Origin of the sequence: Bacillus sp. PAMC26543 (genome assembly GCF_014250375.1) — a bacterium.
Classification (GTDB): domain Bacteria; phylum Bacillota; class Bacilli; order Bacillales; family Bacillaceae; genus Bacillus; species Bacillus halotolerans.
Genome location: NZ_CP060193.1, coordinates 343,308 through 356,241, shown reverse-complemented (window position 1 = coordinate 356,241; position 12,934 = coordinate 343,308). Strand labels below are relative to the sequence as shown.

The following is a 12,934-nucleotide window of genomic DNA, read 5'->3' as shown; positions in this document are numbered from 1 at the left end:
AAAGCCTCTCCCTTAACGGTTGAGGCTTTTTACTTGTTTGACGCCTAAACAATGGATAAACCTTTTGAAGGCCTGTTTTCCTTCGGGTGTCTGTTTAAATACGCCGGCATGTTCAAGAATGCGTGCGAATACATGGCCAAGCTCTTCTTTTATAACCTGTTCCGCATTCCCTTTTGTTATGGTTCTTCTTTCCATCAGACGAAGAGCCCAATCCTTATGTTTAGCCGTCAGCTCATTTTCTTCTAATGCTGTTTTCGGATCAGCAGAGCACAGGGACGCTGCCGTTGCTTTCATTTCTTCCTGTAAACGGCCCGGCAAAATCGCTAAGCCCATAACCTCAATCAGGCCGATATTTTCTTTTTTAATATGATGAACCTCCTGATGAGGATGGAAGATTCCTAATGGATGCTCCTCATCCGTCCGATTGTTTCTCAGCACGATGTCGAGTTCATATGAGCCTCCCCTGCGTCTTGCAATCGGTGTGACCGTATTATGTGGCGTATCCCCTGTGAAGGCGGCTATGCCGGCTTTTTCATCTGAATATTGCTGCCATGCACGGAATATATGGTCCGCTGCGTCAGCGACAATATGCGGATCATCTCCCTGAAGCCTGAGCACAGACATCGGCCATTTCACTAAGCCCAGTGACACGCCGGGATAACTGTTTAATTCATATCTGTCCGTCATTTCGGCACGCGCCATCGGAAAATCGTGCGCCCCGCCTTGAAAATGGTCGTGGCTTAGAATGCTGCCTCCGACAATCGGCAGGTCTGCGTTTGATCCGATAAAATAATGCGGATATTGCCCGAGGAATGAGAGCAGTCTTTCAAACGCCTTTTTGCTGATCTCCATCGGTTCATGCTCACCCTTTAAAACGATGCAATGCTCCGGATAATACACGTATGGCGAGAACTGCAAATACCATTGCTCGTCTCTGAGAATAACAGGAATAATTCTGTGATTCTGCCGGGCCGGATGGTTCACACTTCCCTCAAAGCCGACATTTTCCTTACAAAGCACACACGGAGGATAATCCGTCTGCGTCTGTTCTTTGGCAGCCGCAATCGCCTTCGGGTCCTTTTCAGGCTTTGACAGGTTAATTGTCATTTCCAGCTCGCCATATTCGGTCGGCACCGTCCAATGAACGTTTTTGGCGATTCTGTCAGACCTGATATAATAGACATCCTCTGCATACTGATAAAACTCTTTTGTCGCCTGTTTCGGTCCGTATAACGCCTTTGTCTCTTCAAACTTGCGGATGACCTCAGACGGAGGCGGGACAAAACAGCCCATCAGCTTTGCACTGAGCAAATCTCGATAGGTGTCTGTATTTGCTTCTATACGGCCGGTTTCTGCCGCCCACTTGTAAATGGGAGAAAGCAAGTCAGGAAGACGCTTGCTCTGCTTAATGAGTGTGCTTGAGACCGGCTGGGGATGTTTGATGTCCAGCGCTTCATAAAGTCGGTTTCTCGTGTATTCCTGATCCCAAATCGATATCAGTTTTCGTTCCAGCCCATACTCGATCAGCTGTTCCAGATGTTCAAAAATGCTCATGTGTCACTCCCCCTTTAGCTCTCTCGCTCCTTCACCAATATCAGCGACATAAAAATCAGCTTTGAGGCCTGTTTTTTCTTGATACCTGTCTCCAACCTTTTGGATAAAGTCATCAACAAATTCATCCTTTACAATACTGATCGTGCAGCCGCCGAAACCCGCTCCCGTCATTCTTGAGCCGATCACTCCTTCTTGCTCCCACGCTGCAAATACGAGCTCATCGAGTTCCGGGCATGTCACCTCGTAATCATCCTTCAATGAAAGGTGGGATTCCTTCATTAACCGCCCGATTTCCTGAATATTGTTTTCTTTAAACATGTCGGCGGTCTTGATGGCGCGGTGGTTTTCATATACGGCGTGCTTTGCGCGGCGTCTGTTCGTTTCATTTTGGATCAGGCCAGAGTGGGCGTCGAAGTCAGAAGGCTTGATGTCGCCAAGTGATGTAATGTCGAGCTCCTTTTGCAGATCCAGCAACGCGTCACTGCACTCTTGGCGTCTCGCATTATAGCTTGAGTCCGCCAATGTCCTTTTTTTGTTCGTGTTCGCAATAACCAGCGCAAGCCCGGAGACATCGAGTTTGCTATATTCATAGTCCAGCGTATCGCAGTTCAGAAGCATCGCATGATGTTCTTTCCCCATTCCGATTGCGAATTGATCCATAATTCCGCAATTGACACCGATAAATGTGTTTTCCGCATGCTGCGCCATTTTGACAAGCTCCAGCGCATCGAGTTGAGGATGAAAATAGCTTTGGAGCACGACCGCCATCAGCAGCTCAATGGAAGCGGAAGATGAAAGCCCTGCCCCGTTTGGAATATTCCCTGAAAACACGATGTCAAAGCCATGCGGAATCGAATAACCCCTTTGCTGAAATTCATATATGATGCCTTTCGGATAATTGGCCCAGTCATCTTCTTTTTGAAAACGGATGCCGTCAAGATTGCATTCCTTTATGCCGGCTTCCTGAAAGTTGTCCGAATACAATCTGACCAGCCCGTCTTTTCTTTCTGCAACAGCAGCATATGTACCCATGGTCAGCGCGCACGGAAACACGTGCCCGCCGTTATAATCCGTATGTTCTCCAATCAGATTCACTCTTCCCGGTGCGAAAAAAAACCGTAATCCCTCTTTCTCTCCGAATACACTTGCAAATATCCCCTTCAATTCTTCCCGCATGTGCATCACCTTTCATGGTTTTTATTTTTTGTTTCCCGGTCTTTCTGTAACGAAAACGGAAGATCATATGCTGCCGCCCTTGTCATACCCCTTCTTCTTTTGTCTTTTTAAAGACGAGCCATTTGCTTGCGACATAGTTGACGACAACAATCACCGCATTGTCGAGTATTTTGGCCAGCGTTTCATTTGTATGGAACTGTCCGACAAGGATGATCATCATGCCAAGGTCTATGCCGAGAGACAGCACCCGAACGCTGAAAAAGGCAGTGAGCTCTTTCAGCAGGCTTTGCAGGTCATCTGTCTTCTGCTGAAACACATATACTTTATTTGTGATGTAAGCAAACAGAACAGACAAAATCCAAGCGGCTACTGTAGCAGCTTTATAATCCACATTCATGATCTCTACCAATATATAAAAGCTGGCGATATTCACGATTGTCGTGAAAACTCCCATAATGATATACATAATCATTTCTCTATACTTCACTGATGTTCCTCGCTTTCTGAAAAACTTTTCAAATTTCTTAGCTTTGCGTATTCGCGGTTAAAAGTAACAAAAACGGAAAGCGCGTCAAAAAAGCTGCGGAATGTGGCCGGATGGCCCAATACACGCGATTGTTTGATGATTCCGTCAAGCACCGCACATATTATTTTAGCCGTATATACAGGATCAATACTGTCGTCAACCAGCTTTCTCTCCTTCAGCCAATGAATATATGAAGTATTTTCTTCCACCCACAATTCGTATAGCCCTACATAAGCCTTGCATTTTTGGACAGCTTTAAAGGTCGGCATATTCATTGCAAACGAGGTGATGTCCCATGATGGTTTATTTTTGTAGTAAGAAAACAGCAGCTCTGCGGCATGTTTTGCAGCCTCATGCAGCGTCAGCGGTTTCGCAGATGTCCGCTCGATTTCATCCAGGTAGCCGATGATAATCTGTTTTTTCATTTGATGATTTTCGAAGATATGCTGCAGGAAGTCTTCCATGTTGTCAAAATGAACATAAAATGCGCCTTTACTGTACCCGGCAGCTCTGCTGATTTCTTCTACAGACACAGGGTCATACGCTCGGTCAATCAATAGATTCAAGCCAGCCTCTATAAATTTTTCAAATGTTTGCTCTCTTTTAATTTGAAATTTGTTTTTTTTCATATTTTTCTCCAGCCGGTATGATTACCCTTATCTTACACCGGATCAATCTTTTGCGGTATTTATTTCTTTCCAGAGGTATGCTATTCGGTTGTTAAGGGGTCATATTTAATAGGCAATAGGATTTATTTTCATTTACATACTATCCAGTCAGTATTTAATTGTTTATTATTATAAATAAGGTCCATTGGTTATATTAGTCATTTTTTTAGGGAATAGGTAGGTGATTTTTCCTTCAGTTTGTGAACACCGAGCAACTATGTGTGAAATTTGTTGTACTCGCCTCATCATCGCACCGGCTTGCCTTTTATTGCCAGGATGTTGCAGGAAAACATTTTATACAATTGGAGGTTACTATGAAAACTCAAGTTAAAAAAGATTTGGACAAAGATTGGCATTTGTTGATTCAAGAAGCTAGATCCATTGGGTTAGGCATTCATGATGTGAGGCAGTTTTTAGAATCTGAAACAGCGATGAGGAAAACCAATCACAAAAAAACCGTCCGCCAAGACTAATCCGGACAGGCGGATCTTTTACCTCTGGCTTTTCTATCATCTGATCTGAGTTTTCACCATTTCCTCTATTCGATAGCTTATATACTGCGCCGATTTTGAGGACAAACGGTGTTTCAGCCTAAAATATGACAGACAGCTGGTGATGCGGTCACCTCTTGGCACATGCATTGTCATAAAGAGGTGATGCGAACATGAAACCGGACTTTAGAAAAAGAGCAGCTTTGCAAGGCTGCATTTGGTGAGGTTTTGAAAGCAAACTTGTTAATATACAGCAGCTGGAAAACCTTCGCCCGTTTTATACCCCCGCGTTCTTATCTTCACGTTTCCTGCTTTTTTCGTCCACTTTATGATCCTGAAGAATAAATCAGACTTTCTGTACATACCTATTGGTGTACCTTTATGCTTATTTTTCAGCAGAATAAAAGGAGGAAAGCCATGTACAGATCGCAAGCTGATTACCAAAAGATTGCTGGGTCTCCATCTTTTCAAGCCTTTTTGAAGCAGAAACGGGCCTTTATTGTTCCAACTGCGATTTTCTTTTTTGTCTTTTATTTTTCACTCCCTGTTTTAACGTCTTATTTCACCTTTTTGAATACTCCGGCAGTTGGTGCTGTTTCATGGGCTTGGCTGTTTGCTATCGCTCAATTCGCTATGACGTGGACACTCTGTACGGTGTATTCCCGAAAGGCAGCTCGTTACGACCAATTTGTAAACGCTTTAAAAGAAGAGCTGAAGGGTGAACAGACATGAACCTGACAGCGTTTCTGTTATTTTTAGCGATTGTCGGACTGACGCTTGTGATTACGTATTTTGCAGCGAAACAAACGAAAACGACGAGTGAGTTTTATACGGCCGGCGGCGGGCTCACCGGTGTTCAGAATGGACTGGCAATTGCCGGCGACTACATGTCTGCCGCGTCGTTCCTCGGCATTGCCGGAATGATTGCGTTATATGGGTTCGACGGATTTTTTTACAGCATCGGTTTTCTTGTCGCTTATCTCGTTGTCCTCTATATCGTGGCGGAGCCGCTTCGGAATCTCGGAAAGTATACGATGGCGGACATGATTGCGGCGCGTTTTAAAGAAAAGAAGATCCGCGGTGTCGCCGCTCTCAATACCATCGCCATCTCTACCTTTTATATGATCGCTCAGCTCGTGGGGGCAGGGGCGCTGATTAAACTGCTGCTTGGGCTCGATTATACCGCGGCCGTTCTGATTGTCGGAGTGCTCATGACCATTTATGTCGTGTTCGGCGGAATGATCGCGACGAGCTGGGTTCAGATTATCAAAGCCGTTTTGCTGATGGCCGGCACCCTCGTCATCTCCATCATCGTTTTTTCTAAATTTGGTTTTAACCTTAATACAATGTTTGAGCAAATGAAAACCGCTACCCCGCTTGGCGCTGATTTTTTAAATCCAGGGAACAAATACAAGGTCCCGCTTGAAACCCTGTCGCTGAATTTGGCACTTGTGCTGGGGACCGCCGGCCTTCCGCATATCTTAATTCGCTTTTATACAGTTAAGGATGCCAAAACTGCCCGGGCATCAGTCGTTTCAGCAACATGGATCATCGGTGTGTTTTACATTATGACGGTATTTCTCGGATTTGGTGCAGCCGCGTTTGTCGGTTTTGACGCGATTACAACGGCCGATCCAGCGGGAAACATGGCGGCGCCGCTTCTGGCAAAAGCACTCGGGGGAGATTTCCTGTTCGCGTTTGTATCAGCCATCGCCTTTGCCACGATTTTGGCAGTGGTGACAGGCTTGGTGCTGTCTGCCGCTTCTGCGTTTGCCCATGATATCTACAGCCAGATTATCAGAAAAGGAGAAGCAACTGAGAAAGAACAGATGAAAGCGGCTAGATGGGCATCTGTCGCCGTGTCAGTGCTGTCTATCATTCTTGCGATTTTTGCTCAATCCTTAAATGTCGCCTTTCTTGTCGCATTGGCATTTGCCGTTGCCGCCAGCGCAAATCTTCCGCTGATTGTGTTTACTGTGTTTTGGAAAAGATTCAATGCCTCAGGTGCATTATGGGGCAGCCTGACTGGGCTGATCAGTGCACTTGTCCTCGTGTCGATGAGCCCGAGTGTGTGGGACCCGGCCGGAGGTGCTATTTTTGTAGGCGAGCCGCTCATCCCGCTGTCTAATCCGGGCATCATTTCGATTCCGCTCGGTTTCCTCGGTGCGTGGCTTGGAACGCTTCTGTCTTCTGATAAAACGGCTAGTGAAGATACATTTGCGGAAATTCAGGTGAAGGCGCATACGGGAATTCATATGGATCAGGATTAAAAAAAGCTCTCTAAACAGATTTTTGTTTAGAGAGCTTTCTTAGGTTACGTTTTCTGTTGTTCCTGAGAAATCGCGTTTTCAAATACTTCCTTGCCGGCTGCTCCTGGAATCACGGTGTCGCCGATGACAAAGGTTGGTACGGCTGTAATGTCAGCTTCTTCATAGGCGTGCTTCAGAGCTTGCCGCTGCACGTCGTGATATGTTCTTCCTTCCAGCGCAGCTTTGAATAATGCTCCGTCTAAGCCAACTTCCTCCGCCAGCTTCGTCAAGATATCAATCTCCCCGATGTTTTGGCCCTCTTGGAAAAATGCTGCAAATACACGGGTATTGTACTCATGTCCTTTGTTGTATTTTTTGGCAAAGTGAAAGCCTTCAAAAGCCAAGTCTGTATATGGGTGAGGCGAGACGTTTGGAAATTTGATATCGACTCCCAATTTCTCCGCCATCGGTCTGATCGAGGTTTGCCACATATACTTCTTGGAAGGGTCGTTTACAGGATCAAGCTGCGGTGAAGGACTTGGACGCAATTCAAACGGCATCCACTCGACTTCAACATCCTTTCCTTTTATCGCCTCTTCAAAAGCGGCTTTTCCAATGAAACAAAATGGGCACACGTAATCTGAATAAACTTTTATCTGTACTGTCATGATTGTCTCCTTTCGTATAGGTTGATTTTAAACTGTAACAATAAAAGTTACAACTGTTTTTTTAAAAAGAAGCCCGCATGGCTTCTTTTTATGATTCAAGCAACCGCTGGGCGATATATTCTCCTTTTTTACACCCGCCGGGAATTGCATATAAAGCAGAACCAATCGTTTGCGTATATTCATTTAACGCATCCTTTGCCGAAAGTGCCTTCAGCATGGGAATGAACTGATTGTCGGGATTTTTTTGAAAGCTGATAAACAGGAGACCTGCATCCATATAGCCGGTTTTGGAGTCAATGCCTTCTGTGTAAGAAAAGGCTCTTCGCAAAATTTGTTTCCCCGTAGATTTCGCAAGGCTGACGTGCGAATTTGACGGGATTTGATTCAGCTTGACAGGGTCTGTTTCTTTTTTTTGGCCAAAAGGTGCCCCTGAGCTTTTTCTGCGGCCGAAAGTATCCTCTTGATCTTTCAGGGAAGAGCGGTCCCAAATTTCAAGGAACATTTTGATTTTCCGAAAAGCCATATAAGTTCCGCCGGTCATCCAGTCAGGCTCGCCGGACTGAATCCACACGATCGAATTCATCAAGGTGTCATCCTTGGTGCTTTGGTTTCCTGTTCCATCTTTAAACCCAAATAGATTGCGCGGCGTTTCTCCTTTTTTGCCTCCGCTTAAAAAGCCTTTGTTTATCAGGCGGACTTCACAGGTGCCCACCGCTTGATTCAATAGGTTTCGCAGCGCGTGAAACGCCACCTGTTCATCATCTGCGCATACTTGGATGCAGATGTCTCCGCCTCCCTGCTTCGCATCGAGATTGTCATTCGGCATAGCCGGAAGGGCAGCAAGGTGTTTCGGTTTCTTGCTTTTCAGTCCGAAACGATCCTTCCCATCTTTTTCGAAAAAGTCAGGCCCGAAGCCAAATGTAACCGTTAAGTTGGAAGGCGGTAAATCAGCCGATTCACCTGTATCCTGCGGCGGCAGGTATTGATTTTTCTGTTCGCTCGACATTTTTTTGCCTGACGTCAGCATGTGTGTCAGGCTGGTCCAGTTTCTGAATAACGTGATGATATCGCTTTTCTCCTTCGCCGTCACATCAAGCGCGGCAAAATACACGTACGTCTGATGGGCAGTAGTGATTCCGGCCTGATGCTTTCCGTAAAATGGAACAACCTGGTCATCCTCTTTTTCGTCCTTCTTCGATGACTTAGCCGCGGTCTGAACAAGCGGAGCGAGACCGCCGAGGCCGCTGGCGCCAATCGCCACGGCCGCCCCAGCCATCGCTCCCCATTTTAAAATGTCCCGTCTGTGAATTTGTTCTGGCTTTTTCTGTTCATCGCTCATGCTGTTACAAAACTCCTTTTATAGCACATTCGCAATCTTCGACATGGTTTCAGAAAGAGTCGTCAGCTTTGTGCTCAGCTCTCTGATTTGATCTTCACTTAATTTATCATAAGACGTATAGGCCTGATCATTCGTTTTGTATTTTGCCATTAAAACTTCAAATTCGCTGAATTCGGTATCCAGCTTTTCCGTCAGATCAGAGTGGTCTTTTACGAGCGCGCTTTTCACAGTTTGATACACGGCCTCAGAGCCTTCAACATTTGCCATAAGATCGACTAAATCGATTCGTGAGTAGCGCTCCTCTTCACCCGTAATTTTAGAAATACCTGCTTCGTTCAGAAGCTCCATCGCACCCGCCACAATTTGTTCTGGCGTTAATGTCAATGATTCAATCGAACCATCAAGCTCTTTTACATCCTTGACAAGCTGGTCAGCCGTCGCCTTTTCCCCGGAAATATGTTTATCCTTCCAAATGGCTTTCTCAAGCTTGTGGAACCCTGTCCACTTGTCCCCTTCTTCTACATCGTTTTCACGGGCATCAATTTTCGGGTCAAGATCTCCGAGGCTTTCCGCAATCGGTTCAATTCTCTCGTAATAGACGCGCGCTTTCGCATATAACGTCTTTGATTTTTCAATATCGCCGGCCTTCACGGCAGCTGTAAATGCTTCAGTCGCCTTCACAAGCTGATCGCTCTGCTCTTTGACGTAATCTTTATATTCATCTGCCGCTTTTGCCAGCTGATCGCTTGCCTTTTTGCTGCTCTTCTTCGCTTCTGTCAGCTCTTCTAAGGACGCTTTCAGTGACTCGGATTCTGTCTTAATTTTGTCTGTATCCGGTTTGGCTTTTTGCGCCTCTGTATAGATAGGCTGAAGGTGCTTTTCGATTTCTGTGTATTCGAACGGATAGTCGCTGCGAATATCATTTTCAAAAGAAAGCCAGTAGCTGTTTAATTCTTTCCCCTTCTTTTGAATCTCTTTTTGATCGGCTTTTTCTGCTGATTCATTCAGCTCGGAAATCATGTTCTCCATTTTATCAACGGAAGCTGCGATCTCTTTGCTTACTCCGCTTTTATCAGATGACGCTTTTTCTTTAGTTGACGAAGTGTCATTGGCTCCGCATCCCGCACACAGTGCAAGGATGCATCCGGCTGTTACAGCAATCTTTGTGATATTCATTTTGTCAGTTCCTTTCCGTTTGTATAATGTTTTGCCGCTTCTGAGATAAGCGCAATCAGTAAAAATAGCAAAATCAGCAATTGCGGAATCGTACTGTACACGGACGGATAAATTCCGAGAACGGACACAGACGGCAGCCAGCTTTCTGCGTCAGACGGAAGAATCCCCGCGAGCTGCAGGCTGTGGACGCCTGTTCCGAGAAATTTCACGCACATATACAGGACAACCGCCATTGACAGCAGAAAAAACGGCTTCAATGGAATGCGCATTCCGAGCTTCATCATAAGAACACCGACGATGACGAGAACGACAAGCCCCGCGGCTGTCCCGCCGATCAGCTCAGTGAGAGAGAGCTTTCCAACAAGGCCGATGAAAAAGATGACTGTTTCGAGCCCTTCCCTCACGACTGCCAGAAATGCAATGAGCGCAAAGGACAGCAGGCTTCGTTTTTTCAGTGCCTGTGATTTCTGGATATTGATTTTTTCTCTCCACTTGTCCATCGAGGCGTTTCTATGCAGCCACACCCCGACATACAAAAGCATGACAGCGGACAGCAAGCCGGTGATTCCGCCTAGCAAGAAATTGTTTTCTCCGAATACATTCGAGGAGAACAGGAGGGTGACGCCGATTCCGGCTGCTAAGGAAACGAACATGCCGGCTGACGCGCCTCCCCAGATCCATGCAGAAGAACGGGTGACACGGGCTTTTTTTGTCATGGTCAAAAGCGCCCCGATGACAAGCAGCGCCTCCATCCCTTCTCGAATTGGGATCAATGCCGCGTCCCACCAGCTGTAGCTGCTCGAAGCAATCGGCTCAAGCAATTGAATCATTTCGTCAATTTGCTTTATTACCTGATCGGGATGGCTGTCGATTTCAGCCTTCATGAGTGCCAGATTTTCCTCCGATGTGGTATACGCTTCTTTGGATTGGGATACGACGTCTCCTTCTACGGCCAGCCAAGATGTGATTAAGTTGTCGATAGCGGCTGACGCTTCACCCATCTGTTTTTTTTCTATCAATTGTTTTGTGTCTTTTAAGCTTTGAATATAGGCTGTTAAGGACGCCCTTGATTGACCAGAGGATGCCTTCTTCAGTACGACAGCCTGCTGGTAGGTTTCTAAGTGAGAAGAAAGCTCTTCAAGCTGTGTTTCGAGTTTGTTCGCGTCTTGATTAATGAAAGAAAGAGAAATCATAGCGATATTCGAGTCCATTTTGCTGTGGGATGAAAGGTTTTCCTTCTTAATAGATGGTTCTTCCTTTTTCCACGCCGATTTGAAGGTCTCAAATGTTTGCTGTGCGGAATCTATATCTCCGTCTTGTACAGATTTGATCATTTGCTTGTTTAATTCAAGCAGGGAAGCAATCGGATCATTTTCCGCATGCACCGCCGAACCGAAAAACATCAACAAGCTGAGTAATATAAGTGTCAGCCCCCGAGCCATCATGTTCCTCCTGTAATTGAAAATGATTATCATTGTATATCATAATCATAGCCAGTTCCCGATCTTTGTCAATGAAAATTTGAAGGTCTGAAAACCTTGGCGGAACAGCAAAAAGGCTGCCCTTTACAGGACAGCCTTTTGAAGGCAAGTCGGGTTATCTGCCGGTCTTATATGTGTGAATAACATCGTAAAATTTGCGTGCGGCTTCTTCCGGATCTTCCGTCAGACTGATAGCGCTGATCATACTGACACCATCAGCCCCCGCTTCGATGACGGGAGCGGCATTTTCTATTGTGATGCCGCCGATGCCGACAATTGGGATGCTGATGCCTTGACGTCTCACCGCTTCAATCAGAGACACACCCTGCACAGCTCTTGTATCCTTTTTTGTTTCCGTCGGATAGATCGGACCAAGACCGACATAATCTGCTCCATCCTCCTCGGCTTGCTTCACCTCAGACATCGTATGGGCGGACACGCCAAGGATCATATCGCCAATGGCGTCACGTACTTCTTTTGCTTTCGCATCCTCTTGGCCGATGTGCACACCGTCTGCCTTCAGCTTCAGTGCCAGCTCCACATCATCATTGACAATAAAAGGGACTCCGGCTTCACGGCATGCCGCCTGAACCTTTGCGCCGAAGGCAATCCGCTCCTCTCCTGTCAATGCGCCTTCGCCCTTTTCACGAAACTGGTACAGAGTGGTACCGCCTTTTAATGCGTTTTGCACGACTGTCACAGGATCAGCTTTCGTATTGTTTGAACCCATAATGAAGTAAACAGATAATAGCTTTTTCATCATTTCCCGAGAAATACGTGTCATGAGACTGTCACCCTTTCTATTGTCGCTAACTCTAATACATCCTGTTCAGAGACAGAAGACAGCTTGTTCAGCAATTCAATCTGAAAACTCCCCGGACCTTTGTCAGCTGTCTGCTGCGCGGCAAGCTGTGCCGCAACACCATATGAGGAAATCGCAGCGATGGCAGCGTATAACGGATTTTTTTCCACTGCACAAAACGCACCGACAACTGAAGTCAGAAGACATCCGGCGCCTGTCACCTTCGTCAGCAGTTTGTGGCCGTTATGAAGAGTGTATACGTTAGATGCGTCGGCAATTACGTCGACTTCCCCAGTAATCGCAATGACCGTGTTCAGTTTTTGCGCCGCCTGTTGAGCCAGACGGATGATGTCGCCTCCGCCTTCACCGGCATCGACTCCTTTGATCATCCAATCCGAAACACCGACGGTATGTGCAATTTCCGCGGCATTTCCCCTGATTGCAGAGAGGCGCACCTCACGAATCATCTCACGTGCCGATTCAGTGCGGAACGGTGTCGCTCCAGCCCCCACGGGATCAAGAATGACGGGTACGCCATGTTCATTCGCTGATTTACCCGCAATGATCATAGCTTCGACGGTTTCTTTGCTTAGCGTTCCGATATTTAAAACGAGCGCGCCCGCGATTTTCGCCATGTCGGCGACCTCTTCCTTCGCATAAGCCATTACGGGTGATGCACCGAGGGCGAGCAGGCCGTTCGCTGTAAAATTTGTCACAACATTGTTTGTTATACTGTGCACCAGAGGGCTATGCTTCCGGACGGCTGTTAGACGTTTTGCTGCTGATTGTGCATCCATATTAGCA

General features: G+C 46.4%; 13 protein-coding genes. 3 read left to right on the top strand and 10 right to left on the bottom strand.

Features of this window, described 5'->3' with window-relative positions; translation table 11 throughout:
* Window positions 1-12: 12 nt before the first annotated feature.
* The 4 genes from galT to H7F27_RS01740 form a co-directional block, all read right to left on the bottom strand.
* Window positions 13-1,554, bottom strand: a complete 1,542-nt coding sequence (gene galT / locus H7F27_RS01755; protein ID WP_185848478.1) for a UDP-glucose--hexose-1-phosphate uridylyltransferase — start codon at window positions 1,552-1,554, stop codon at window positions 13-15.
* A gap of 3 nt (window positions 1,555-1,557) precedes the next feature.
* Window positions 1,558-2,730, bottom strand: a complete 1,173-nt coding sequence (locus H7F27_RS01750) for a galactokinase (RefSeq protein WP_185848477.1) — start codon at window positions 2,728-2,730, stop codon at window positions 1,558-1,560.
* 82 nt (window positions 2,731-2,812) lie between these two features.
* Window positions 2,813-3,196, bottom strand: coding sequence for a GtrA family protein (locus H7F27_RS01745; protein WP_024123295.1), 384 nt, complete (start codon window positions 3,194-3,196; stop codon window positions 2,813-2,815).
* Between the two features lie 17 nt (window positions 3,197-3,213).
* Window positions 3,214-3,885 (bottom strand): TetR/AcrR family transcriptional regulator, encoded by a 672-nt coding sequence (locus H7F27_RS01740; RefSeq protein ID WP_095712734.1) that lies wholly within the window; start codon window positions 3,883-3,885, stop codon window positions 3,214-3,216.
* Between the two features lie 353 nt (window positions 3,886-4,238).
* Here H7F27_RS01740 and slrA point away from each other — a divergent pair, with 353 nt between their 5' ends.
* The 3 genes from slrA (at window position 4,239) to H7F27_RS01725 (ending at window position 6,685) form a co-directional block, all read left to right on the top strand.
* Window positions 4,239-4,397, top strand: coding sequence for a transcriptional regulator SlrA (gene slrA / locus H7F27_RS01735; protein WP_024123297.1), 159 nt, complete (start codon window positions 4,239-4,241; stop codon window positions 4,395-4,397).
* 435 nt (window positions 4,398-4,832) lie between these two features.
* Window positions 4,833-5,147 (top strand): DUF485 domain-containing protein, encoded by a 315-nt coding sequence (locus tag H7F27_RS01730; protein WP_024123298.1) that lies wholly within the window; start codon window positions 4,833-4,835, stop codon window positions 5,145-5,147.
* The gene (locus H7F27_RS01725; protein ID WP_101859770.1) at window positions 5,144-6,685 is read left to right on the top strand and encodes a solute symporter family protein; all 1,542 of its coding nucleotides are present in this window, start codon (window positions 5,144-5,146) and stop codon (window positions 6,683-6,685) included. Before H7F27_RS01730 ends, H7F27_RS01725 begins: the two co-directional genes overlap by 4 nt.
* A gap of 44 nt (window positions 6,686-6,729) precedes the next feature.
* Here H7F27_RS01725 and H7F27_RS01720 read toward each other — a convergent pair whose 3' ends face one another.
* The 6 genes from H7F27_RS01720 to thiM all read right to left on the bottom strand — a co-directional run bounded on the left by H7F27_RS01720 (window position 6,730) and on the right by thiM (window position 12,927).
* Window positions 6,730-7,332 (bottom strand): DsbA family oxidoreductase, encoded by a 603-nt coding sequence (locus tag H7F27_RS01720; RefSeq protein ID WP_151174607.1) that lies wholly within the window; start codon window positions 7,330-7,332, stop codon window positions 6,730-6,732.
* Between the two features lie 88 nt (window positions 7,333-7,420).
* A complete protein-coding gene (gene efeB, locus H7F27_RS01715) occupies window positions 7,421-8,671 on the bottom strand; it encodes an iron uptake transporter deferrochelatase/peroxidase subunit (protein ID WP_095712731.1) in 1,251 nt (416 codons plus the stop codon).
* A gap of 18 nt (window positions 8,672-8,689) precedes the next feature.
* Window positions 8,690-9,847, bottom strand: a complete 1,158-nt coding sequence (gene efeO, locus H7F27_RS01710; protein ID WP_095712730.1) for an iron uptake system protein EfeO — start codon at window positions 9,845-9,847, stop codon at window positions 8,690-8,692.
* Window positions 9,844-11,289 carry an FTR1 family protein gene (locus tag H7F27_RS01705; RefSeq protein WP_024123303.1) on the bottom strand — a complete coding sequence of 482 codons (1,446 nt, stop codon included), beginning with the start codon at window positions 11,287-11,289 and terminating at the stop codon, window positions 9,844-9,846. Before H7F27_RS01705 ends, efeO begins: the two co-directional genes overlap by 4 nt.
* Before the next feature lie 154 nt (window positions 11,290-11,443).
* The gene (gene thiE, locus H7F27_RS01700) at window positions 11,444-12,112 is read right to left on the bottom strand and encodes a thiamine phosphate synthase (protein WP_024123304.1); all 669 of its coding nucleotides are present in this window, start codon (window positions 12,110-12,112) and stop codon (window positions 11,444-11,446) included.
* Complete coding sequence (thiM, locus tag H7F27_RS01695) at window positions 12,109-12,927, bottom strand: hydroxyethylthiazole kinase (RefSeq protein WP_024123305.1); 819 nt, start codon at window positions 12,925-12,927, stop codon at window positions 12,109-12,111. The genes thiE and thiM overlap by 4 nt, the downstream gene beginning before the upstream one ends.
* Window positions 12,928-12,934 lie beyond the last annotated feature (7 nt).